The 23,816-nt window shown below is 38.1% G+C and carries 23 protein-coding genes; 14 read left to right on the plus strand and 9 right to left on the minus strand.

Going from position 1 to position 23,816, the window contains the following annotated elements; genetic code table 11:
• Positions 1-63 precede the first annotated feature (63 nt).
• The gene (locus ACQSGY_RS19460; protein WP_427180009.1) at positions 64-189 is read right to left on the minus strand and encodes a hypothetical protein; all 126 of its coding nucleotides are present in this window, start codon (positions 187-189) and stop codon (positions 64-66) included.
• A 123-nt stretch (positions 190-312) separates the two neighbouring features.
• The gene (locus tag ACQSGY_RS19465) at positions 313-1,992 is read right to left on the minus strand and encodes a hypothetical protein (protein WP_427180011.1); all 1,680 of its coding nucleotides are present in this window, start codon (positions 1,990-1,992) and stop codon (positions 313-315) included.
• Between the two features lie 974 nt (positions 1,993-2,966).
• Here ACQSGY_RS19465 and ACQSGY_RS19470 point away from each other — a divergent pair.
• Positions 2,967-3,614, plus strand: coding sequence for a DNA-3-methyladenine glycosylase family protein (locus ACQSGY_RS19470; RefSeq protein ID WP_427180013.1), 648 nt, complete (start codon positions 2,967-2,969; stop codon positions 3,612-3,614).
• Positions 3,615-3,653: 39 nt separating this feature from the next.
• Here ACQSGY_RS19470 and ACQSGY_RS19475 read toward each other — a convergent pair whose 3' ends face one another.
• From ACQSGY_RS19475 to ACQSGY_RS19495, 5 genes are all read right to left on the minus strand, one after another.
• On the minus strand, positions 3,654-5,648 hold the full coding sequence (locus ACQSGY_RS19475; protein WP_427180015.1) for an N-6 DNA methylase: 1,995 nt from the start codon (positions 5,646-5,648) through the stop codon (positions 3,654-3,656).
• 29 nt (positions 5,649-5,677) lie between these two features.
• Positions 5,678-8,014 (minus strand): EcoAI/FtnUII family type I restriction enzme subunit R, encoded by a 2,337-nt coding sequence (hsdR, locus tag ACQSGY_RS19480; protein ID WP_427180017.1) that lies wholly within the window; start codon positions 8,012-8,014, stop codon positions 5,678-5,680.
• A 146-nt stretch (positions 8,015-8,160) separates the two neighbouring features.
• A complete protein-coding gene (locus tag ACQSGY_RS19485; protein WP_427180019.1) occupies positions 8,161-8,394 on the minus strand; it encodes a DUF2188 domain-containing protein in 234 nt (77 codons plus the stop codon).
• A gap of 5 nt (positions 8,395-8,399) precedes the next feature.
• Entirely contained in the window at positions 8,400-9,551 is a 1,152-nt protein-coding gene (locus ACQSGY_RS19490) for a helix-turn-helix domain-containing protein (protein WP_427180021.1), read from the minus strand.
• A 26-nt stretch (positions 9,552-9,577) separates the two neighbouring features.
• A complete protein-coding gene (locus ACQSGY_RS19495) occupies positions 9,578-10,327 on the minus strand; it encodes a DUF5986 family protein (RefSeq protein WP_427180023.1) in 750 nt (249 codons plus the stop codon).
• A gap of 209 nt (positions 10,328-10,536) precedes the next feature.
• On the opposite strand from ACQSGY_RS19495, the gene ACQSGY_RS19500 reads away from it, so the two are divergent.
• Positions 10,537-10,971 (plus strand): GIY-YIG nuclease family protein, encoded by a 435-nt coding sequence (locus ACQSGY_RS19500; RefSeq protein ID WP_427180024.1) that lies wholly within the window; start codon positions 10,537-10,539, stop codon positions 10,969-10,971.
• A gap of 655 nt (positions 10,972-11,626) precedes the next feature.
• Here ACQSGY_RS19500 and ACQSGY_RS19505 read toward each other — a convergent pair.
• Together ACQSGY_RS19505 and ACQSGY_RS19510 are read right to left on the minus strand one after the other, a co-directional pair.
• Positions 11,627-12,601: an RNA-binding domain-containing protein gene (locus tag ACQSGY_RS19505; protein WP_427180026.1), complete on the minus strand. Its 975-nt coding sequence runs from the start codon at positions 12,599-12,601 to the stop codon at positions 11,627-11,629.
• Between the two features lie 27 nt (positions 12,602-12,628).
• Positions 12,629-15,109 carry a sacsin N-terminal ATP-binding-like domain-containing protein gene (locus tag ACQSGY_RS19510; protein WP_427180028.1) on the minus strand — a complete coding sequence of 827 codons (2,481 nt, stop codon included), beginning with the start codon at positions 15,107-15,109 and terminating at the stop codon, positions 12,629-12,631.
• Between the two features lie 309 nt (positions 15,110-15,418).
• Here ACQSGY_RS19510 and ACQSGY_RS19515 point away from each other — a divergent pair, with 309 nt between their 5' ends.
• From ACQSGY_RS19515 to ACQSGY_RS19570, 12 genes are all read left to right on the plus strand, one after another.
• Positions 15,419-16,354 (plus strand): DUF932 domain-containing protein, encoded by a 936-nt coding sequence (locus tag ACQSGY_RS19515; RefSeq protein WP_427180030.1) that lies wholly within the window; start codon positions 15,419-15,421, stop codon positions 16,352-16,354.
• A 90-nt stretch (positions 16,355-16,444) separates the two neighbouring features.
• Positions 16,445-17,113 carry a RadC family protein gene (gene radC / locus ACQSGY_RS19520; RefSeq protein ID WP_427180031.1) on the plus strand — a complete coding sequence of 223 codons (669 nt, stop codon included), beginning with the start codon at positions 16,445-16,447 and terminating at the stop codon, positions 17,111-17,113.
• Between the two features lie 97 nt (positions 17,114-17,210).
• The gene (locus ACQSGY_RS19525; RefSeq protein WP_427180033.1) at positions 17,211-17,543 is read left to right on the plus strand and encodes a YqaJ viral recombinase family protein; all 333 of its coding nucleotides are present in this window, start codon (positions 17,211-17,213) and stop codon (positions 17,541-17,543) included.
• The gene (locus ACQSGY_RS19530) at positions 17,531-17,755 is read left to right on the plus strand and encodes a YqaJ viral recombinase family protein (protein WP_427180035.1); all 225 of its coding nucleotides are present in this window, start codon (positions 17,531-17,533) and stop codon (positions 17,753-17,755) included. The genes ACQSGY_RS19525 and ACQSGY_RS19530 overlap by 13 nt, the downstream gene beginning before the upstream one ends.
• 58 nt (positions 17,756-17,813) lie before the next feature.
• Positions 17,814-18,200 carry a hypothetical protein gene (locus ACQSGY_RS19535; protein WP_427180037.1) on the plus strand — a complete coding sequence of 129 codons (387 nt, stop codon included), beginning with the start codon at positions 17,814-17,816 and terminating at the stop codon, positions 18,198-18,200.
• Positions 18,172-18,480: a hypothetical protein gene (locus ACQSGY_RS19540; protein ID WP_427180039.1), complete on the plus strand. Its 309-nt coding sequence runs from the start codon at positions 18,172-18,174 to the stop codon at positions 18,478-18,480. The genes ACQSGY_RS19535 and ACQSGY_RS19540 overlap by 29 nt, the downstream gene beginning before the upstream one ends.
• Positions 18,477-18,908 carry a hypothetical protein gene (locus ACQSGY_RS19545; RefSeq protein ID WP_427180041.1) on the plus strand — a complete coding sequence of 144 codons (432 nt, stop codon included), beginning with the start codon at positions 18,477-18,479 and terminating at the stop codon, positions 18,906-18,908. Before ACQSGY_RS19540 ends, ACQSGY_RS19545 begins: the two co-directional genes overlap by 4 nt.
• A gap of 81 nt (positions 18,909-18,989) precedes the next feature.
• Complete coding sequence (locus ACQSGY_RS19550) at positions 18,990-19,289, plus strand: DUF960 family protein (protein WP_427180043.1); 300 nt, start codon at positions 18,990-18,992, stop codon at positions 19,287-19,289.
• 259 nt (positions 19,290-19,548) lie between these two features.
• The gene (locus ACQSGY_RS19555; RefSeq protein WP_427180045.1) at positions 19,549-19,896 is read left to right on the plus strand and encodes a helix-turn-helix domain-containing protein; all 348 of its coding nucleotides are present in this window, start codon (positions 19,549-19,551) and stop codon (positions 19,894-19,896) included.
• 6 nt (positions 19,897-19,902) lie between these two features.
• The gene (locus ACQSGY_RS19560) at positions 19,903-21,558 is read left to right on the plus strand and encodes a hypothetical protein (protein WP_427180047.1); all 1,656 of its coding nucleotides are present in this window, start codon (positions 19,903-19,905) and stop codon (positions 21,556-21,558) included.
• A gap of 55 nt (positions 21,559-21,613) precedes the next feature.
• Positions 21,614-22,195 carry a hypothetical protein gene (locus ACQSGY_RS19565; protein ID WP_427180048.1) on the plus strand — a complete coding sequence of 194 codons (582 nt, stop codon included), beginning with the start codon at positions 21,614-21,616 and terminating at the stop codon, positions 22,193-22,195.
• Positions 22,196-22,483: 288 nt separating this feature from the next.
• Complete coding sequence (locus tag ACQSGY_RS19570; protein WP_427180050.1) at positions 22,484-23,791, plus strand: copper amine oxidase N-terminal domain-containing protein; 1,308 nt, start codon at positions 22,484-22,486, stop codon at positions 23,789-23,791.
• Positions 23,792-23,816: the final 25 nt, after the last annotated feature.

The following is a 23,816-nucleotide window of genomic DNA, read 5'->3' on the forward strand; positions in this document are numbered from 1 at the left end:
CTAAGGTACTCGGTTTAAAACTTGCGTACAACACGCGCTCATGCGACATCTCCAGGACTGTATTCAGCTAACGTGAATCCAGTCCTTACGCGTGGGATCGACGATGATAACCGTCTGCTTCGATGCCTTGTTCTTTCCAACGAGGATCATATCCTCAGGTGCACCAACTTCGGACTTTGCATTCTTCACCTCGTTCAGTGCCGAATTGCTGAATGCATCTTAAGTCGTTTCAAACAAACTCCCCTATACCCGATCCGTTAATATCGCTTGAATTGAATGGGATCCCTAATCATCTCATCTCTCTGGATTTTTCTAAGCCTGATTATATGTAGGTGAGATCAACTCAACAGAATAGTTGCCATATGTTACTTTAGAATTTTTAATTTCATTTTTTTTGTTAAAAGGGCTTTCCTTTTGAATTAAGTCAAAAAGTTTAGATATGGTAATACCCTCCTTTTCATGTTTTCCTATTATTTCAATCAGGTTATACCATTGACACCAAGCAGCATTATCGCGTGGCATTTCGTCTCCTGAGAAGTTTCCGTTGTGTCTACCTATCACAAAAAACTTTATCTTATCTTTATTAATAAGTTGTGGACTCAACTGCAGAAAATCAGCTATCCGTTTTTCTGGAACATTGTTAACCCACTGTTCTATATCATTGACCCACTTTGTCGCTTTCTCTATATAATTCTTTCTCTTACTAATAAGTGATCGCGTCGATTCATAAATTGAGTCTTGCCATTTCAATTGAATAAAAGCAATTTCTTGTGTCTCTTTATCAAGTATACACGCATCAATATCTGTAATGTTTCTCCCGTTTTCATAAATATCTATACCTTTATTAAAGGTAATAAAACGATCATTATCAAAGTAGTTATAGAGCTCGTTTCTAAATAATTGTTCTCTATCTCTAGTGTTTCGGTCCCAATCTTTTGGATATTTCCTTTTTAACTCAGAAAACATAAAATCTATAGGCCTATAAATACATCCAGCGAATGAACGCAACAATTGTGTAGAAGATATTCTTGTGAATAATGGGCTTGGTGCACCTATATGACTGTAGTATTCTTTTTTCTCGGTATCAAATATGAATGTGTCCAGTATTTTTTCACCTATTTCGGTAGAAATATCTAAGAAATCTGTCAACGAATCTAAAAAAACATCATAGTCTAAAACAAGAGGAAGAATATTCACTTTTTCTAAGCTAGAATCCTTTTTCATTGCTATCTCTACAAATTGCAAATGTTTTATAGAGATTGATTCAATAACAAGAAGTGCATCTAGAAAGTATTGATATTCTATATTTCCAAATCTAGAAGTTTGAGAAAATCCATCCCACTCTGTTGCTTGTGCAAAATCTAGCTGTGCATTTAGAATAAAAAATTGATCTACTTCTAAATCAGCATCATAAGCTATAAAATTATAATTCCAGGTATATACTAATCTCTCCATTTTCTTCACAATCCTCGGAAGTTGAGTGAACGCTCTAAAGTATTCATCTCCTAAAGAATTTAATATGGTATGAGAATAGTTAACAGTCTTTATTTTTTCATATCTTTCAATTGAGTAGTGCTTACTCACATACGATAAATGTGCATTTTTTTCATCAATATGTTCATATTTTAATACACCAATCCGAAGCAGTTCTTCATAACTCTCCATAAGTCCTGCTTTAAAACAAATATTCAAAAACGTTTTAACACTTTGTATAGTTTGAGGTGTTGAAGGTATCAAAGGGAAGCGTTCGATATTATTATATTCTTTGTAGAGATAACGAAATGCTATTGGAAAAGAAAAATCAATAAAGTTAAGCTCTCGATCACTATCTCTGACACCTTTAAGAAGTACCGAATCATAGATTTGGTCATAGTATCGTACTACTTCGTTAATGAATAACTGTTGCTGTCTAATTGATAATCCGGCTATATATTTTTTAACTCTGTTTAATGCATGATCTTTAATTTTTTTTATTATTGTTAAGTTTTCCATAGTATCCCCTCTTTATAATTCTCGAAAATTAGATTATGCAAGCATTACCTACTTATAGTCCCTTAACACAACCCTCTAAATCGCATATTGTGACCGTAGGAATACAATTTACGACGGTCTTAAATGCAAAATCACAATGAATATTAGATTTATTTGTAGTAAGATTTTTACTTATACTTATCGTACCTAGAAATAATTAATTAATTTATAAAACATACATTAATATTTATTTTATTAGCCTACAAGAAAAACAGAAAACGTATGAAAGAACACTAACACACGCGTCCTGCTTCAATGTTTTCATAATAAGTGGAATGTCCTAGGCAAACGTAATTTACTTTATTTCTTAAAACTTACTAGACGTATCCACCCACTTACAACAATTGAACTCTGTTACTTTGTATCTGTAATCCCCCCGTCTAATATAAGGCATATTATAATATAGGAAGCTGATAACCGAGTAATTCTAAGCATTGACTCTCACCAACATCGCCACCGACTCCACATGCACCGTATGCGGGAACATAGGCTAGTTAGCTCCTATACGCTGCGGCGTGTTAAAACCTTGATTTATAAAGGATTTCTTCAATCTTATAGGTTCTGTTTGGTTGACGTTTACTCGAAAATGACGGCTTTCGTCCCCAATTCGTCCCCATCATTATCTGGATACACAGTACAGTTACATCATGCCACCCAGGAGACAAAGACGTTTTAATGTATTTTTTGAGTCTTTTCTTGTATGTAAAATCAGATTTCCCTCAGAAATCAGTCCCATATATTCAAGTGAATACGATGTTTGCGTAGAGCTTGTGAGCAAAATGTGAGCATGGAATCATCCATGTATATATTCCGTACGCAGGGGGCAACCCGTTATTGCAACTTTTGTTAAATTGACCGAGGAGAGTCAATTCTTCTGCATGAATGAACTAAGCCGTGATATAATTCAAAAGACATAACTAGTAGGTATTAACCCGTTGTTTGAGGAAGTTATTAGAACAGACCAAGTTGTGATCAATACTTTCAAGGATTCAGATCCTGCTTTATCGAAACTAATTGAACTAATAGGTAATATCGAGCTAACATTAAAAAGCAATTATTTTGAGTCACTTGTCTTTTCAATCGTATCTCAAATGCTTTCTGCAAAAGTTGCCGAAACCCTTAAGAAAAGATTATTAGATCTTGTATCAGGTGATGTTACTCCTGACAAATTGCTTTCTTTTGAAATTAACGAGTTACGTAAAAGCGGTATTTCTCCTCAAAAAGCATCCTATATATTAGGCCTTTCACAAAAAGTCTCATTAGGGCAGCTCGACCTAGAAAAATTGAAAATTTTGTCTGACGAAGATGCAATAAAGACATTGACCTCAGTAAAAGGTATAGGTAGGTGGACTGCCGAAATGTTTCTTATTTTCTCACTAGGAAGAAAGGACGTTATTTCGTTAGGCGACGTTGGACTACAACGATCGGCGTTGTGGTTATACCGCCAGTTTAATCCTGAAGAAATGAATAATTGTTTAGAAAGGCATTCCCTTTCGTGGATTCCTTATAGGAGTTTTGCTTCTTTATACTTGTGGAGAGCTATTGATGATGGGTATGTAGATAGAGAGTTTATAATAAAATAAACCGCCCGCAAATAAAATGCGTGGCGGTTCTCCTATGAATTAGAACAACTCGTGAAGCAATGAATTTTTCAGAGCATCACTATTTTCTTTCATTTTGCTAATTTCATGTTCAATAGTTTCACAATATGTGAGTAATGTCTGTACCTCGTTTATTATTTTCTCTTGCTCATCAATATTCGGTAGAGGGATTTCAAAGTCCAGAAAATCTTTCTCTTTAAGTCGAACTCTATTTGTAGAACCACTACTCGATTTCACACACTTTTGAACAAACTCCGGAGTTTTTACGACAATCTCCAGATATTCTGGCAAAACCAGCTCTTTATTTATATCAAATGAGGGAAAGTCAGCACTCACTACTGCACCTTCGAGATAATCTGGAACTATTCCAATAGCCCCATTCCTGGCATCAATTTTTGAGAAAATTAATTGGTTTTCACTAACAACACTTCGTTTTTCGCCAGCAATTTCAGAACCTTTTACTTCATTTCTTCGAACTACACCCTTCCCCCACATTTTAACCGTTACTTGTGAGTAAGTTTTATTAGGGTCAAGCGTAGTTTGATTTACATTTCTTTCCAATAACTCAGTTAAAGGTACCAGTGGGTACTTACCCGAGCTATTAACTTCTATTAAATTTGAACTCAACTCAGACAAATGCTTATTTATTTCTTCTTGGTGTTCCTGAATGCTTGCAATAATATCACTAGGTGACTTTATACTTTCTGAAGGCTTATTAGGATTAGTAAAATCTAAATCATAATTTCTTTTGATAACTTCATCAATAGATACTTTCCATGCAAAATCATTTTCAACTCGATTATTCCACCATTTCATTTCAGGCTCGAATTCCTCAAATGTAATTGGTTTTGTTTTTGAGTAATGCTTTGCACCTTCCGGCATTTGGTGCTCATAGTACCATATATCTTTTGTCTTTCCTCTTTCAAAAAATAATAAATTTGTTGCAATATCTGTATAGGGAGCAAAAACATTTTTAGGCAGCCTTACTATAGTGTGTAAATTAAAATCTTCAAGCAATTTTTCTTTTATTCTTGTTTTGATGCCCTTACCAAACAATGATCCATCCGGAAATACGATGGCTGCCCTGCCCTTTGCAGACAACACCTTCATGATATAGGCCAAAAATAGATCGGCTGTTTCATTTGTTCTAAAGATTTTGGGGAAGTTTGATGGAACTCCTTTTTCCTCTCTTCCACCAAAGGGGGGATTTGTTATAATAACGTCGACTTCATCATTTTTCCCGTAGTCTTTAAGTGGCTTTTGTGATAATGTGTTATCCCTTCTTATATTTGGGGAAGTTACATTGTGTAACAAAAGATTGGTTATCGCCAATAAATACGGCAGTGGCTTTTTCTCAATCCCAATCAAGTTTTTCTCTAATTTCTGACTATCCTCAACGCTGTTTATATATTGACTTAGATGTTCAAGAGCACAGATTAAAAATCCGCCCGTACCGCATGCAGGATCTAGTATTCTTTCTCCTAGTTTTGGTCTTGTCATCTCAACCATAAATTTTGTAACAGCCCGTGGAGTATAAAACTCACCTGCATTACCGGCATTTTGGAGCTCTTTTAGAATCCCTTCATAAACATCATTAAATATATGCCTATCCGTTGAACTATTGAAGTCTATTTCGTTTATTTTATTGATAACCTGCCTAATCAACGTTCCAGACTTCATATAATTGTATGTGTCTTCAAAAACAGTCCTGATCTTAAATGCCAATGGGTTTTCAACATCAATATTGATATTCTTAAGGCCTGGGAATAAATCGTTATTAATAAAGTTTACAAGCTCATCCCCAGTCATACCTTCATCGTTTGCAGCCCAACTTCTCCATCTTAAATTTGCAGGGATCGGAGAAATATAGTCCTCTAGAAGTTCTCGTTCTGTTTCCATATCGTCAAGAATTTTTAAAAAAATCATCCATACAAACTGGGAAATTCTTTGGGCATCTCCGTCTACGCCCACATCTTTTCTCATAATATCCTGAATTGGCTTCATATTAATAGTCACTTAGTTCCCGCCTTCATACCTAGTTGATGTTAGTTTGAATAAATTGCTGCAATTAAATTTTCAATTTGATTCAAATACTTGTCTTTCCCCCCGAAAATTTTCAGTATTTCGGTCGGTGATCCTATTTCATTAAATGGCTGTATTCTTAACAAATTAATGTTTAGAATTTGTTTAATATCAACCTCCACATATTTATCAAGAAGCGCATCTATAATAATTCTAACATGCGGACTTGTCGTTTTGTAATACTCCCCTTCTTTTACCAAATTAACGCGTTCGGGTTTAGTGACGAGCACTTTCCCATACACAACATTACCGACAATATCAAAAATGTCATAATGGTTACCAAATTCTTGTGAGAATCTTGCAAGAGTAAGACCGCTATCCTCGAGAATTTGGGTCAACCTTTCGATTTTCCCTGTATTAATCCACTTAGTTTTAAACACTTCGTATTCGCCAAGAAGATCTCTTAATCTTTCGAGCATTCCATCTTTAAAGTTATTTTTTAAAATAGATCCATCCTTGTCGAAGAAGCTAACGGTTTCCATTTTGATATTCACAGCAACATTATCAACTATAAGCTTATTATTTCTATCTGATTTTGACTGAATAATGACTCCTTTTTCAGGTGGCTGTTTCTTAGCTTTAGTTTCCGACCTCTTTTTTGTGGCACCCTTGCTGTTTTCTTCGGTGTAATCCAACGGATCCCCGTCAAAACTAGGATCTGCAAATAGCCGTGTTGCATTTCTGAAATCTATAATAGTAAAGAAATATTTATTGTATTCTTCGTTAACCCTTGTTCCTCTACCAATGATTTGTTTAAACTCAGTCAGGTTGTTTATATTTTTATCAATAACAATAAGTCCACAGGTTTGTGCATCAACCCCGGTAGACATCAGTTTAGAGCTAGTTGCAATAACAGGGTAATCTGAACTTGGATCAATAAAGCTGTCTAATTCCAGTTTACCTACCTTGTCATCTCCTGTGATTCTAACCACATACTTAGAGTTAAGTGAATAAAGATCGCTATTTTGGTTAACTAAAGCTCTTCTCATTCTCTCTGCATGTGGTGTATCAGTACAAAATACTATGGTTTTAGTAAATCGGTCCGTTTCTCTAAGAAATTGAGTGACTCTTTTGGCTACAACCTCACCTCGTCCATCGATTACTACAGTCTTATCGAAATCTTCTTGATTAAATGTCTTTTCTTCGATTACTTTTCCATATTTGTCGAGCATACCTTCTTCTGGCTGCCAACCTTCATCAATATCCAGCTCAATGTTTATGACTTTATATGGCGCTAAAAAACCATCCTCGATACCTTGTCTTAGCGAGTAAGTATAAATGGGCTCTCCAAAATAATCTATATTTGATGCATCTTTGTCGTCTTTAGGTGTGGCAGTCAGGCCAATTTGGGTAGCATCATTAAAATACTCAAGTACTTGATGCCATTCCGAATCATCAGCTATACTCCCGCGGTGGCACTCATCCACGATAATAAGATCAAAAAAATCCTTGGAGAACTCCTTATATATATTCTTGAAATCTTCCTTTCCGGTAATTCCTTGATACAAGGCTAGATATATTTCATATGATTTATCCACTTCACGTTCAGTGATTTTGGTCATCTTATCTCTAAAATGCTTGAAGTCGTTTGTCATTGTTTGATCTAGTAAAATGTTTCTATCTGCAAGGAATAGAATACGTTTTTTATTCCTCGCCTTCCATAAGCGCCAAATTATTTGTGAAGCCACATAGGTTTTTCCTGAGCCTGTGGCCATAACCAACAAAATTCTAGGTACATTATTAGCAACTGCTTCAATAACTCGGTTAATAGCAATTCTTTGATAATAGCGCGGTTTTTTTCCTGAATCATCTCTATAAAAATCCTGAGCAAGGATTTTTGATTGTTCATCATTCAATCCTTTTGCATTCGTAAATCGATCCCACAACTCTTTTGGAGATGGTAATTGATCAAGATTAATTTCCTTTTCTTTTATACCAGAAAAAACAGTGCGGTCGTGTTCAATAAATCCATCCCCATTGGTACTATAAACAAAAGGTACATCTAGAATCTCCGCATAGTCTAATCCCTGCTGCATCCCTTCCCCAATGGAATGATTGTTATCTTTTACTTCTATAATAGCTAAGGGAATTCCAGGCTTAAAGCTCAGCAAGTAGTCATATTTTTTCAATTCATCTCTGTATACATTTTCTTCTTCATCAACAATAATTTGACCCGATGTAAAACTTTTTTGTTCACTAACCTGTGTGACTATATCCCAGCCCGCTTTAATGATAGCTGGAGTAATGTACTTTGTGGAAATGTCCTGTTCAGATAACTGCTTTTTGTCCAATGGGTTCATGTTATCTCACTCCAATGAGTTCATTTAGTAATGATTTGTCATGAATAATAAATGTCCTTTACCCGCTGCATAATAGCAGCCTTCCACTTACACTAAGATAGCAAAGAGAAGATGGCACTAAATAACCATCTTCCCAAAAGTATAGCTTAACCTCTTGGTGGATATCGATCGTTTCCATAACTGTTTTTATCTCTGATCTGACCGTTCTCCCGGTGGATAACTACTTCGGATCGTTGGTTCCGCGCAATCTCTGTAGCCCGGGCAATAGCTTCAGCCTGAGTATTTGCCCGGGCAGTTGCTCTATCGTTCCCTGCACCTTTCACTTGCCAACCGCCATCACGATGTGGAGTAACATGCTGATTCTTTTTCACTGAGATCATCCTCCTCAATCTGGTTTTCTTTTTAATGCAACAATTGGGCTGCCCTGATTTTTATTATTAAGTGTCCCTTCTTGAAGACCCAAAAGCACCTCAATCTCAGACTTATTCAAACTTAACCCATTACGCGAAAGTTCTAATATAAGCTGATCGCCAGATAAAGCATCATTGGTTATCAGAACGTCAATTGCCTTTTTTAGTACTGTCGGCTGCGGAATAGCAATAATATCGTCCAAAGGTTCTTTCGTTCTCCAACCCCTCTTGGATATCTGCCTTATGAGGTATTGATATTGATTGGGACTGATTACCTTTAGCTGGTGAGCCCGCATCACCATAGCGGATATAGACACTTTCCACTTCTTCTTTAGCTCAACGTAAAAATCCAACCGATTAGGGTATATCAAGTCGCTCACAAACGATTCCTTGGGTAGCAAGAAAGCTGCGGCAAATTGGTTTGCTTCTTGCTCCAACTGACGAAACTCTTCTCTCGATACTTGTTCTAAGTCCAACGACCAGTCATGTAGGATTATATGCCCTAGCTCATGTGCGGAATCGAATTGTCTTCTGCTTGCGCTGTTCTTGTCACTGCCAAGCACTACAAAGTAATACTCCTCACCATTAACTTCTTGCCTTTGACTAAATGCATCGATGCTTCTGCCATCTGTTGAGAAAGAGGTTACGATAAACCCGTTTTTCTCCAGAAGACGAACCATATTAGGGATTGGGTCTACGCCCAATCCCCATTCCTCCCTCAATAGTAAAGCTTTTTGTTCAATATTTGCATCATAATCAATCTTCGGTACGTTAAGCGGCGGAAAGTCGATGTACTTATTGAGAAAATGATAAACTCTCGACAGCACTTTAATCTTTTCAACCTGGGAGAGTCTATCTTTCTTATTTGTAGTAAGCAGTGCGCGGAAGTACGTATTCCCTACCTTTACTTTGTCTTTATCTTCCTCATAGAAATAATCCCGCGGGAACCCCAGCGCGTTTATTAGCTTAAGTAGCGTCTCCAGACTAGGGTTCCCCTTATCATTCTCATATGAAGATATTGCTTGCTTAGTTATGTCAGCTGCTTCAGCTAACTCTGCAATGGTCATTGACCTGTATATTCGAGCGGCTTTTAACCTTTCGCCGTTAAACACCCTTACTTCTGGCATTTTACTTCCTCCTAAAACTGGTAGCCTCAATTTTCTTCGTTGTTTACATTATCGTCATCCTGCTTGAGATTAACCGATGGATCGTCTCCTGTTTCCGGTTGCTTTTTGAGTGTAACCAGAACATCCTCTTCCTCTTCCTCGGAAGGAGTATAATCAAATGCAACAGAATTTGCGCCATAATTTGTTGGAATTAACTCGCTCCAATCAACCTCATGTACAACTCCAAGTTCTGTGCTGGGTATTATAGCTGAGACAGATATAATATCATCTTTAGAAGTAGAGAAGCCAATCACAACGAATCGTTCGATTTCATCTTGACGCTCACGAACTATTCGATGTAGAAGATTTTCTACTCCTTCATCCCAGATTTCGTCTTCGAACAGACAAAGTTGATCGTTGTCAGCATGTAATCCACTATTAAGCAAGGCAAGAGCATCTATGTAATGGGCTGTAGACCGTTTTTTTCTTTGATCATGTAATTGCTTAAATCGCTTGTGCTTCATAAGGGTGTACAGGTACTTTAGCTCTGTGTCATAAAGTAATACGAGTGTCCACCGACCCCTTTTTACTTTAATTGAAATCAGTCTCTCATCAGCAGCATTTCTAATGAGATTGGAATTAATAAAGTCCCATACCAAAAAGTCGATTCCATTAAAGGATTCGAGTGCGAATTCTTTGACAAACTCGTTAATATCAGTTCTTTTTGCGTCTGTTAAGGCTTGTACTACGGAAACTTTGTAATCATCCGGAAGAAGCTTAAAATCATCGTCGTGCATTTACACTGCACCTCCTTTACTATATATTCATTTTACATAAAACTTAAAATAAGTCAATATGGATTCATTTTTTATCAAAAATTCAATTAATCCAACTTCATTAATTCTGATATAAATTCGCTTTAAATATCATTATAATCTAATATAGATCAAAATAAATCAATGGAAGGGAGTATGTTGATCAAATTATACCACAGAATGATTTAGAGTTGCTTCATCAAAAAGTCGAAGCCCAGTTAAGTAAATGTGAAAAGATACAAATATACGGTGTTTCAAGCTGGTCGTCTACGCTACCGAAGCTACCCGGCATATATGTTGTTTGGAACCGTGACAACAAGATAGTCTACGTGGGTGAGACGTCTAACATACAGGAACGCATGAATGATCTTAAAGATACAAGACATCATACGCTACGCCGCGCTGTTGGACATATGGAGTTTTCTAAAGAACCGGATTTCCATAAAGCAAATTCAAAAGTAAAGTTTTTGCCGCTCATTGAGAAAATGGTAACGGAGTTTTTCAAGATCAACCTGAGCCTTACATATTGTGCAACGAAGATCGGGAGGAAAGAATTCGAGGAATACTTAGTAAAGAAGTATGAGCCGGAGTATAACTCTTCATTGGGACGAAGACATATAATTTAATCCTTTGTGACTTTTACGAAGGCGCCTTTTTTCCATAAGTAATCAAACCACAAGTATTGCAATCTTCAGTACATACTTCAATTTTGGTGAATGTAATTGGGATTGCGCCAATAAATAGGGCCGAGATCGGAGACTTGTTGAGATTTGTAATCTATTATTATTTTTCAAAAGAAGATGACTTAAATGCCAGCCAACATCGAAACCATGTTCTTTGTAAGACATGCCCGTGTCTCAGACTCGGCAATCGGGTCGAGCACGCACTTAGTTCGGAAAAAGCTCTACAAGCAGCCGAACTGTATTGTGAAGTCATTTAGAAATCCATCCAAACCGAAGATTATGCCGAAATCCCTAGGTACAAAGCAAACATCCGAGCAACCGTTGATAGGATGCTCGGTGTCGTTACCAACAGGTACAAGATCGTCCAGAACCATGAGGCATTTGCTTATATTGATGAATTGTTAGGTGAAGACGTACAAACGGCAGGAAAGTATGGCTACTTGCCCATCTGCCCAAAACAGAAAACACATAAGCCATTACTTGGCGTTTGGCAGTATTAATATTATCAGTCATTCTGAACCATCAATTAACAGAAACCTCCGTTGGCCTTTTGTTTAAAAGCTGGTCGAGTTCTTTACACTTACAAACTACATTATGTTTAATTTTGAATTCTTGAAACAATATCTACAAAGTCTGAGCTGAACATGTCACCAAAAGAAATACCCTTTCTATCACGAAGTATTTTCAAAAAATCCTGAATTTCCATTTTTATTTTTGTTATGACTTTCAATTCTTCAGCATGATTACTTATTAATAAAGGGTCGCCAAGTTCAGTAATTAATTGCCGTAAGTCATCCTCAACTGATTGCCAATGTTTTAAATAGCCAGTTAGACCACCAATGGAATAAATATCGGCCGCAATTTGCGATTGAGTAGGATCGTCATAAAAAATCACATCATCCTTAGAAATCACAATATGAAACAATTTATCAATAAAGTTTCTATCTCGCATTGTTTCTACCACTTCATACATACAATTACGTGATTTAAGGTATTGGTCGCTGATAATTGAAATAACAATATCATGGTTACCGATAGATTGCATAAATTCTGTGAAACTTTCTTTATACTTCACATCTCGTATATCTCTTGATATATCTAAACCTCGAATCTTCCCCTTGATCTTCTCCTCAACTATGTCAGCAATACAAGAATCCTTTTGACAATAGGACAAGAATAGTTTCTTTCCATTTACTGGTTTCGGTCTATTATTGACAATGTCAATTCTAAAAGGTATACCATTAAAACAAACCGTTTCTTCATTTTTTTCGATGTGTATATATTCTATTTTATTTACTTCTCCTTCATAAAACTCACCAAAACAAATCTTCACATGCGAGTCAATCATTTCCCTAATAATTTTTTCCTTCTCATTTATTTTAAAGGCAGACTTTTTCATCCTCAAATTTTTTCCATCATCTTTTATACCGAATACGACTATCCCCCCGTTCTCATTCGAAAATGCTGAAATGTATTGAGCAATTTCTTCGTTCGAAATAACAGGGTGAACATAAACTATGTTTGTTCTGTCACTTTCTTTTACCTTATTTTTGATAATTTCCACAATTTTCATTTTTAAAGACTCCTTAATATTCTTCATCTATAATATTTTTCTTAGTGGAATTGCCGTAGCTCCAGTAGTTTTTAATAGGTCACCTAATGTAATTAACCTTACATCGCCTTTTTCGTTATCGGTCCATAACTCATAATTAGTGTCGTCTAATGCTTCTAGTTCGGCGTCTTCAAAAAAAATGATTTTATCGTCATCACTTGGACGTATAACAACCCTTATATTGCGATTTTCATCCAATTTCCTCGCCTTAAACACAGTAGTAGAGTAGTTATTCCATATCCATTCCTCTAATGTGTCATCGACTGAATAAAGCGGGTTATCTGACAACTCCTCGTACACACTTTTTATACTTCTTTTTATAAGAGAATCTATTTTTTCTTTTGCATAAGGCGATTTTGACGAAATATGCTGAAATAATTTCCTAGCATCTTCAGATATCGAAATTTCCCCATCTTCAAACATCTTCAGTAATCTTCCACTCTCTTTTAGAATAATTTTTATTTGCTCTAACTCTAAATTGTTTGCACGCATTTCATTTTCAAAGGTGGTTGCTAAACCAAGGCGTCTTGCTGTTTCTTCCGGGCTAGAGAGAATATTTTGGTGATATTGCTTATCATATATATCTTTAAATAATGGCTTAGCAAGATCAGGATTTTTTAAAAACCAGTCTGTAAGCTTATTAAAAATAACTTGCACTTCCTGAGTTCTTTTAGTTGTATTCGAGCTTTCATCTGACAATTGTTTACGTACATGGTCATTTATTTTATTTGCAATATATTCATTATTAATCGTTTCAATTTCAATGCCCTCTGATAGTCTGATGTTTTTATGCAATAATTTCTTTTTAATATCAGTCCCTAGTAAAGATAAGATTTCTTTTAGTAACTCATCAATGTTATCATCTACTGAAACTTTTGTAATTTCAATAAATTGATCATCTTGATTTGGAACTATAGCAGTTGCTAAAAAATTTCGTTTATCACTACTATCGAGCCATAAACTATAAAATCTATTAAGCCATGGCATCATTTCGTCTTTATCTGTGAACCAACCACAAAGATCATTTATGGTTTTCCCTTTTAGTAAACTATCATATGTGGCCTGCAGTGTAAGTCTGTTGTTTGGGGAAATATGCATCCAGTATTTATAGCTATCCTTCGTCGGGATAGCTTTAATATTTAAGCAGTTAATTAAGTCCCAAAGTATATCATTCAGATCAGGCTTATCCATCGATGGGATTAAAATATTTACTGAATTTTTACCATTACTCTCTTTGTATAAACTTTCCTTGCTTATTTTGTTTGACTTATGTTGCACATCGACAATAGGTTGTATTTGATATATTGATTGAATTGTATTAAAAATTCCCTTTTGAAATACCGACTCTTTTGAATGTTTTATGTAACACAAGTTAAATAGGTTATTCCAGTTATGCTGACACACATATTCTAGTAGATCCTTATAGAGTGAAATTGCAATCTTTATTATTTCTTGATTCGTTGCCGCCCCTTCCTGAATATGATTTCTTTCCTGTAACACTTTAAGGTTTGGGCTATTTATTACAATCGGAAAACTAAAATCCTCTGTGCCAATTAACGGGAAAGAGCAGAACAACTTTGGTATGTCTGCTACTGGGCTTGTATAATACCTATCATTTCGTTTCTCAATAAATGTAGCTACTGATACTTCATTATCTTTGTCGTAACATACCAAAATCTTTTTTGTGTCAGTAGACTCATTTTTATCATCATTAGTTTTTACAACATCAATGATTTCTAGCTTATCTTCAATTAATGACGCTTTATTATTGCGTCTATAAGTAACACCTTCACAATGAACTTCTTTTATTGTATTAACAAATGCTAATACAAGAGGAATTGACATATCAAGATCATTACATCCGCTCTTTATAGCTTCTTGTATCTCCAATGAATTTGTTCTTGTTAAATCATAAATAAATGAGGTCTTAGGTTCGCTGCTTTCTAACGAAAATCCAATATTATCACTCATATCAATTGTATCCAACATTGAAATCGCATTCATTATACTCTCTTTAATTTCTTGCTCATTTTTCCCACTTCGATCGATATCTAGACACATTCTTTTATAATTTACTGAAGCTGGAGTACTATGATAAAGCCCTTTAACTTTTACAATTTCCGAAATAAGATGCGTTGAGATGAATCCTGTTCCAAATTTCCCTGTCATCTCTTCACTGTTTATACGTTTTGACGAGATCTGTGTTATTAAATCTACTAAGTTGGAATATGTAAATATACTACCGTTGTGCGAAAACACTAATTCATTTTCATTTTTGTAAATCCATATTGAAACTTCTCTTCCATTAGCACAATCATTGGCATTCTGTATTAATTCCCATATCCAACGTCGTCTCATTATTCTTTTATCATTTTCATTAGCTCCCCGCAATTCATCCATCTTTGTCATAATGATGTTAATAGCCGAATCTATTGTCTTCTTCTGATAAATTACTTCTCGTTCATTCATATGATTAACCCCATTTCAATTAGCAGTTTCTCTACTTTGATTACTTTAGGATTGGATAAAAAGATATACTCTGAACCGACCGTTCCATTTATCTTAAGAATTTTCCACACAGAATTCTTAACGCTTACGTTCTTAAACTTGGATACAGAAATACAAAAGAGTATAGCCACATAACTCAATTCTATATTATTACAATGGAACAGCCAAATAGTTTGTTCATGTACAGCTGTAAATCCGCGGTTGCGTTCTGCTTCATCTTTTAAAGATCCGGATACTCGGCTGTAATAAACGTTATTAGGAGATGATCAAATGCCAGTCAACATCGAGTCAATGTTTTACGTAAGACAAGCCCCGTGGCACGGACTCGGAAATCGGGTCGAACACGCACTCAGTTCGGAAGAAGCACTACAAGCATCCGAACTGGATTGGAAAGTTATCCAGAAATCGATTCAAACCGAGGATTACGCAGAAATCCCCCGCTACAAAGCAAACATTCGAGCAACCGATCAGCGGTTGCTCGGTGTCGTTTCGGATCGATACAAGATCGTTCAGAACCATGAAGCGTTTGCTTTCACCGACGAATTGCTTGGGGAAGGAGTACGCTTTGAAACAGCCGGAAGCCTGCAAAACGATCGAAAAGTATGGCTTCTTGCAAAATTACCGGACAACTACAACATCGCTGGAGACCGCATTAATCCTTATCTCGTATTCTCAAACAGCCACGATGGCAGCGGCAGCATCAAAGTCGCTATGCCCCCTATTCGGGTGGTTTGCCAGAACACTCTGAACCTAGCATTAAGCAACGCCAAAAGAATCTGGACAACGATTCACATCGGCAATATCAAATCGAAGCTGGATGAAGCGAAGAAAACACTATTGTTGGCAGAATACTACATGGATAAACTTGAAGCAGAAGTCGATCAGTTGAACCGCATCAAGATGACCGATCAAAAAGTCATGGAATATATCGAGCTTCTTCTCCCAATGCCGGATAATGCTACTAAAATTCAGGAGAAAAATGTTGAGTTTCTGCGTTCCGACATGAAGCTACGGTATTTCGAGGCTCCCGATCTCGAACATGTTGGAAAGAACGGCTACCGTTTCATCAATGCCATATCCGACTTTGCGACCCACGCCAAGCCACTGAGGGAAACCTCATCGTTTAAAGAAAATCTGTTTATGCTTACGATAGAAGGAAATCCACTTATCGACAAAGCACACGAACTCGTTCTGGCCTCTGCTTAATCGTTATCGATTGCAGAGGCTATTATTATTGAGCCAACCAAGCGGTTGGCACTTTTCAATGAGACCAATCATTTTTGAAAGGTGACTTATATGAACAATCATCTTGATGATTTCAAATCCCTATTAGCTTATTCCCTGCGTGAAAAACCAGGAAGCTATATCGTCGAAGAAATCCTACAACGCTTTCCTTCCTTTTCTGAACTGGTTGATATTACCGAGCAAGAACTTCTTGCGATTGAGGGCATTGGAAAGGTGCGAGCCAAACAAATCGTAGCGACATTAAAGCTATCCCGAATTATATCTGCCCCAACGCCTTCGATCAAAACGATACAATCCCCATTAGACGTATACAGGCTTCTAGAGCCGGATTTCCGTCATTTGAAACAAGAACAGTTCATTTGCTTACTCCTGAATACAAAGAATGGCGTCATAGGCAAAGAGGTCATCTCAATTGGCTCATTGAATGCTAGTATTGTCCACCCAAGAGAAGTGTTCCGTCCTGCCATCAAACGGAGCAGTGCCTCGATCATTTGCGCCCACAATCACCCGAGTGGCAATCCCGATCCGAGTCCCGAAGATATTTCGATCACAGCAAGATTGAAAGAGACAGGCGAAATCGTCGGCATCGAGGTATTGGATCATATTGTAGTCGGTGATTACTCGTTTGTTAGTCTAAAGGAACTGCCAATTACTCTTTTCTTTGTTGCGACTCGATCCCAATCAGTTGGATTGTTATGTGACAGTCATAGTTCTAAATGAAGAGTTCTATCCGCTCAAACTAAGGGTCAATACGTGCGAAGATGTTCTTTCCGGAGGACATCCTTATTTGATTCCCCTATCGAATGGAGGCTAATATATGCAACAATCCTTTCACGCTAAAGAATTTATCCAAACCGAACATTTATCCTACGAAGATTGGTTGCAATACCGATGTCTTGGTATTGGCGGCTCTGACATTGCCGCGATCTGCGGGCTATCCAAGTGGCGAACATCCATGCATGTGTACTTGGAGAAGCTGGGAGAAGCACCGGATGAGGTGAAAAATGAAGCTGCTGAATGGGGCACTCGTCTTGAGCAGCTCATTGCCGAGAAGTTTTCCCAAGAGCATCCGGATTGGGCGATCCTCGAAAAGAAAGTGATGTACTGCCACCCTGAGAATGAATGGGGCTCGCCAATATGGATAGGATGATCATTTGTCCAAAACGCGGCCGTGGCATTCTGGAAATCAAAACAGCGAGTGAATATTTGAAACAGGAATGGGATAACGGAAATATTCCGGACTATTACTACGTTCAATTACAGTGGTACATATATATCATGAATCTGGATTTCGGGTATTTCGCCACCCTCATCGCGGTAATAAATACCGCGAGTTTGAAGTGTATCGGGATGAGGATTTAATTGCCCAAATCGTCCGGTTAGCCGAAGATTTCTGGCATCACTATGTCTTGATGCGTCATTGCCCCCTGTTGACGGTTCTGATGCTTGTTCAAAGCTTCTCTCTCGCCTTTATCCGAAAGCCTGGCACGCAACCATTCTTCCTCTCGAAGAAACTGATTTATTTACAACCTATTTAGACAAGAAACAGCAATTGAAAGTTTTAGAAGCCGCGATCACAGAATTGGAAAACCATTTTAAATCCCTATTGGGAGAATACGAAATTGGAATTGCGGATCCTTACAAAATAAAATGGGAAAACCGCACCCGAAACGGGATCGACAGCAACCGGCTGAAGGAATGTTACCCCAAGGTCTATGAAGCCTGCATTAAGCAAACGCAATATCGTCAGTTCAGCATGAAACAGGAGGTGAAAATCGATGAATCAACCTTTGCCGACGCTGTTTGATCGATTGAATGCCCCCTTCCCCTATTCTGAGTACCATTACGATAGCTTTGGAGACCGTTGTTATATCTCTGGACAATCCATTACCGAACGTCTCAATCAAGTATTAGGAGTAGGTTACTGGAAATATGAAGGGTTACATGAGACGGAGAAAATTCTCCATGATCCGAACGGTAAAAACGCTCGGGTGAAAATTTATGTACGCTTTAGCTTTTACAACAGTGAGTTGCAGGAATGGATCACCTTTATCGATACTGGCAGTGAGAAATCAAACCAGGAATGAATGAGGGCGATGCTACTAAAAGTGCCATTACCGATGGCATGAAGAAGTGCGCAAGCCGAATCGGTGTCGGAAGCGATCTCTATAAAGGAATGATCACATGGGATAAAAAGCAACAAGCGATCATTGTGCCCCAGCATTATGATCCGTATTACCAGGAACAAGGCTGGGGATTGCCGAAAATGCAACGCAGTACGCCTTCTTCATCTAACCAAACATCCTCTCGAAAGTTTGAACTGACCGATAAACTGAAAGGCAAACCTTCCGCCGTCCAAACCAAAATCAAAGCAGCATGGCAAGAGCTTGCCGGAAATCTCGATGGCTTGGATGAATGGTATGGAAAAAAGCGTCAAGAGCAAGTATCGGATCAGCAAATATACAACTTACTTCAGAAAAGGTTACAGGATAAAAAGAAACTGGCAAGTGCATAAGTTCAACCACTTATAATAGGGTCAAGCGATCTGCTTTAGCAAGATCGCTTTTTCCGTTTTTCAGGGAAAGGAGTAACAAACATGTTTAAAGGACCAAAGTTTATCACTCGCGGGGTAAAGGAGAATATCCCGCCATTCATGCAAAATATATTGTGGTATTTAATAGAGACCATGGAAGTTAAGGAAAAAGACTATTTGCAAGTTTTTCAATTAGGGAGCGTGATGGTGGATGGCAAACGAAAGCAGACGATCACCCACTCTCAACAGCAGCCTGAATATCGCACAGACTATACCGTTTGCGCCAAACAAATCGTATTGGAGAAAATTTTTGTCATTGACGATCTCACTCACTGCACAATGTTGTTGGCGGAAGAATATTAAATGGCACTTCGTAAGAGAAACAATTCAAGATATATATTATAAATCAGACATCATGCTAGATGATGGTCCTGAGTCAAGGAACATAATGGAATATAGGCAAATCCGTTTCTCAATGCACCTCCATGTTTCTAATGACTGTTTTACACAACATAAACAGTACATCATGCTTTTATACACGAATTTCATGGTTTTATCATATTGAGACAACTTGTAAGAAAAACTATCCTTTTCATAGAGATGAAAGAGGTGAACTTTTCGTATGAATAATGCCCAGCAGATTGGTGAAAGCATTCGGTTATTACGACTGCAAAAAGGATATAGTCAAGAACAGTTGGCCCTTCAAGCCGGTGTCAATACTTCGCACCTTGGTCAGATCGAGCGCGGAGATAAAAATCCGACGATTAAGACATTGAATAAAATTGCCACCGGATTGGATACCACTCTTGAACACCTGATGTTTAACACTGTTAAAAACACAAAGGAACTTATAAACAAAAATGCCATTCTTACTTTGATTTCTCAGGACGATATTAAACAGCTGATTATTGATACGATGAAAGCGAACACAGCAATGTGCCCTTCTAAAGATGACGATAACAGGAGGTAAAGTAAGTTGATGTATGCTACAGGAGATGAGCAGAAGGTTCAGAAAAAGAAGCCGCTATACAAACAATGGTGGTTATGGATGTTGACAGCAATTGTTGTCCTCTTGTTTATTTTCTCCTCAAATACCGAGCCATTAGAGTTAACAGATTTAACCAACCTGAGCAAAAAAGAAGTAGTGAACAAGCTTGGCAAACCGAATGATACTTGGATCGTTCAGGACGATGAGGACGGCTATTATTACATGTATCCGTTTGGGGTCACGCTATTGGGTGATGAAACATCGGTGTCTGAGATTTCTCTGACTTACGGCCAGAAAGGAGTCAAAAGCAACAGGGTGTACAGCATCCTGGGTCTGACGTTAGGCGTTAATTTTAATGACTACACCAAAGAAAACCCTGATGTCTTTCGAGCACCAAATCTGGACATAGTCTCCTCGGAAGGACAGCGCTCTCGAATGTATCATGACAAGCAGGAAGACACCATTCTGAACCTGCTCACCGAATCCGATCGAATTGTCGGTGTCCGTTATGCCCGCTACGCAAATAGCGATGAGTCGAGCGTAATAGACCTTGCCAACTACCTTGGAAATGCGGTGCCTGAGCAACAGATCATTCGGGAGTTAGGCGTCACATCTACGGTCACAGGCAATGCAGACAACACGTATTACTTTGGACAAGCTGGCATGGCTAACTGGGTCAAAAGCGATGCCAAGAACGGCCAAATTCGCGAGATCACGATCACAGACGGGAGATTCTTTAATATCGGCGGACAGCGTGTCGGGGATACTGAGGCACAAATCGCCGCGGCACTCGGCACTCCAACTTCAACAACTGAAAAGGCGGATGGAGTGAAGGTCAGCACATTTGAACTTACGGCGTCAAACACGGCAAATAATTGTATTGTTGAGGTTCAAAGCTCCAATGGGAAAGTCTCCACTATTCAAGCAACATTACGATCTACATATGCCGATTCATTGTTGTCACAGATCGAGGAGAAAGAGCCCACTCCTGTAACGGAAAAATCACCGAATACGTCAACAGACACTTGGCCGTCGCTAAGTTTGGAGCAGCAGATTGAATTTAATCAATATTTTAGCGAATTCAGTTCAGTGAACTTCGGCACATCGCCATATATCAAGGATAGTGCTATTAGTTCGTACAGCGCAGATGAATTGATTAGATTCGCGATTGAACGGAATCAAAAATTCGGTCAAGACAACAGCTATAGCTTGAACCCGAATAACGACAGTGAGTTAATGATGCATCAAGACTTAGTTGCTGAAGTTATCGAGCATTTCTTTGGAATTCAAATTAATCACAAGTCTACTTCCGGTTACCGATATAAAGACGGCTTCTATCGATGGGATGCGTACAGATGGGCGTATACGGATTCTAACCTGTTTTCTCAAGTACAACGGTTACTGGATAATCAAGATGGCACATTGACAGCCGAAATCGGCGTGTTCCAAGACCTGAACGACTACCGGAATTTCAATAGCGAAGATTCCGACCATTTGCAAGCGAAAGCCATTCGCTATCAACCTCAAGCTACTGGTTCGGACGCTTCACACTTTTCATATATCGGGACAGTAAAAGCAACTATTAAAAAGTCGGAATCCGATGACTGGATCTTGATTGACTATAAAGTTGAGAGCTTGTACTAGACCATCAGTAGGATGGCCCATATGACTATAAACCACATTGATAAGGAGGCACTCCATGCAACTTCAACAGAAGAAAATGAATAATGGCAGTACCCTGCCTGCACAGACTTTAATCCAGTTAGAGACTCCGATGAAAGCCTTTAAAAAATTGTACCTCATCTTTATCTTAACTGGAGGTATTGCACTTGCTTTCGGAGGTCTGGTCGGCATTCTATTCGGAATTGTAATAGGCTGGACAGCGGCATATCTTACGCTGCAAGGCATTTCAGGACTCAAGCTTATGAAATTAAATTTTAAGGACTATCCTCTTCCCTACCCTGTAACAGATGTCCAGCTATACGAGCATTTATCGTCAATATCCTTTCATCCTGATCTAAAACTGGAACAAGGAGTATGGGGGACACGATTTATTTTCAAGAATACGACAGCCCATAAAATTCACATCGATCAGAAAAAACAAACCTACTCCATTATTTCGAAATTAACCAAAAAGAACCTCGTAAAAAAGCGGCATAATCCTGGAGTTACTGAGTATTCGTTCACCTTTACGGCCGTTCCAATTATTAAACAATTGGTCGATGAAGCGGCGGCGTCATTATCAGAGCCTGGCCCAGCATCCGCTAAAGGTTCAGATTGAGTTTACAAGGATTGGAGGTACCCTGAGTGATCGCCATTTATGTAGTGCTAAGCATCCCCTTTGGCTGGGCTTTCATTAGCAAACTGCAAAAAAACGTCACGGTGCTTACAAGCATTTCAAATTAAATCGTTTATAAGAGCATCCTCTCTACCTTTATTGGTTGGGCAGTTACGCCGTTTTATCTGATCTATTTTATTTTCAAAATGTTTCGGGGTAAAAGCTTCGAGTTAAGTCTTCTTTAGAAAAATAGATTACATTATAAACCATAATGAAATGAGGATAACCACTATGCTCAAGAAACTAATAGCACTCGGTATTTCTTTCATGCTAATGTTTAGTGTTTCACAGGCTGTATTCGCAGCAAATGAGATTGGAATAAATATTGTCGGGCAAAAAGAAGGTGTTGTACATACACCAATGACGGAAGACGGTGTATTGGTATTTCCAATTGGTGAAATCCTCAAGTTCCTTGATCTTAGCGGTACAGAAACCGTTAATACTCGTGGAAAACCGATATATTCATATATCACATTTCAAGGGCAGTGTTTCAAAATTACGGAAGGTCAGACAGACGTTCAGGAATACGAGGTAGATGAGTCAGGTGCGTGTATAAGTGCCACCGGGAATACTTACCAACTAGAGAAATCGGCACGTTATCTGGACGATCCAACCCTAGGCATCTATGTTCCTTTGAGCTTTATTAGCAAAATCTTGGCGGATGCTCCTTATGGCAATACATTCGGCACAAAATATGTTGACGGTGCTTTGGAATTCAGTATGTACAAAGAAGATGGAACGGGCACAAAACAAGTAATCAATCCGATCAAACTTGCCATGAAAATCAATAGCCCGTGGTTACTAACAGAAGATGACGGAAAGAATTTTGACGATAACGATCATAATGTTACCCCCGTTATCCGTGACGGCAGCACGTTACTTCCTATTGCACCGATTATCGAAAGATTAGGTGGGAGAACTACATGGACTGGCAGCGAACAGAAAGTTACAATCACCCTCGGCGATAACACAATTGAATTATGGATTGATCAAAAAATTGCTTCTGTAAATGAAACAAAGAAAGAATTAGCAGCTGCACCAACCATAATCAACGGAAGAACCATGATTCCTGTTCGGTTTGTTACCGAGAACCTTGGCGCGACAATTCGCTGGAACGGAGATTCCCAAATGGTTTTGATTTATTATGGTGGCGCTGAGGAGAGCGCAACTGATTTATTCAGCTTTGATTATAAGATCACCATGCTTGATGCCGTTCAGAAAAAAGAGGATAATCATAAAACGGTTGAAGATGTGGTGAAGGAAAATCAACAGAAACACGAGAAAGTTCAATATAACGACCATGATCCATTAGATTATTATGGAAAGATAATACATGTAGGGGATACTGTCGGTTCAGGCACATTCGACGGAATCGTCAAGAAAATAAACGGCACTAAAGTGCTTGTTTACTGGAATCATGCCAGCTTTATCGTAGAAAAAGGCAAGGAAAATGAAACTGCCGCACTGTTCGGGATCAAATGGTTGACCGAACAGTGGGTTGAAGCTAAAACCGTTACGGTTTCTACATCGGAAAATTAGCATGTATGGAGGGGCTAGAAAAGCT

Origin of the sequence: Paenibacillus sp. TC-CSREp1 (assembly GCF_050171015.1) — a bacterium.
Taxonomy (GTDB): domain Bacteria; phylum Bacillota; class Bacilli; order Paenibacillales; family Paenibacillaceae; genus Paenibacillus; species Paenibacillus silvae.

Coding starts and splice junctions, on each gene's coding strand:
- ACQSGY_RS19505 (WP_427180026.1), bottom strand. CDS start 12,601: ATGAAAATTGTGGAAATTATCAAAAATAAGGTAAAAGAAAGTGACAGA.
- radC (WP_427180031.1), top strand. CDS start 16,445: ATGAACAATCATCTTGATGATTTCAAATCCCTATTAGCTTATTCCCTG.
- ACQSGY_RS19465 (WP_427180011.1), bottom strand. CDS start 1,992: ATGGAAAACTTAACAATAATAAAAAAAATTAAAGATCATGCATTAAAC.
- ACQSGY_RS19515 (WP_427180030.1), top strand. CDS start 15,419: ATGCCAGTCAACATCGAGTCAATGTTTTACGTAAGACAAGCCCCGTGG.
- ACQSGY_RS19490 (WP_427180021.1), bottom strand. CDS start 9,551: ATGCCAGAAGTAAGGGTGTTTAACGGCGAAAGGTTAAAAGCCGCTCGA.
- ACQSGY_RS19530 (WP_427180035.1), top strand. CDS start 17,531: ATGGATAGGATGATCATTTGTCCAAAACGCGGCCGTGGCATTCTGGAA.
- ACQSGY_RS19565 (WP_427180048.1), top strand. CDS start 21,614: ATGCAACTTCAACAGAAGAAAATGAATAATGGCAGTACCCTGCCTGCA.
- ACQSGY_RS19545 (WP_427180041.1), top strand. CDS start 18,477: ATGAATGAGGGCGATGCTACTAAAAGTGCCATTACCGATGGCATGAAG.
- ACQSGY_RS19570 (WP_427180050.1), top strand. CDS start 22,484: ATGCTCAAGAAACTAATAGCACTCGGTATTTCTTTCATGCTAATGTTT.
- ACQSGY_RS19495 (WP_427180023.1), bottom strand. CDS start 10,327: ATGCACGACGATGATTTTAAGCTTCTTCCGGATGATTACAAAGTTTCC.
- ACQSGY_RS19525 (WP_427180033.1), top strand. CDS start 17,211: ATGCAACAATCCTTTCACGCTAAAGAATTTATCCAAACCGAACATTTA.
- ACQSGY_RS19555 (WP_427180045.1), top strand. CDS start 19,549: ATGAATAATGCCCAGCAGATTGGTGAAAGCATTCGGTTATTACGACTG.
- hsdR (WP_427180017.1), bottom strand. CDS start 8,014: ATGAACCCATTGGACAAAAAGCAGTTATCTGAACAGGACATTTCCACA.
- ACQSGY_RS19540 (WP_427180039.1), top strand. CDS start 18,172: ATGAATCAACCTTTGCCGACGCTGTTTGATCGATTGAATGCCCCCTTC.
- ACQSGY_RS19485 (WP_427180019.1), bottom strand. CDS start 8,394: ATGATCTCAGTGAAAAAGAATCAGCATGTTACTCCACATCGTGATGGC.
- ACQSGY_RS19510 (WP_427180028.1), bottom strand. CDS start 15,109: ATGAATGAACGAGAAGTAATTTATCAGAAGAAGACAATAGATTCGGCT.
- ACQSGY_RS19550 (WP_427180043.1), top strand. CDS start 18,990: ATGTTTAAAGGACCAAAGTTTATCACTCGCGGGGTAAAGGAGAATATC.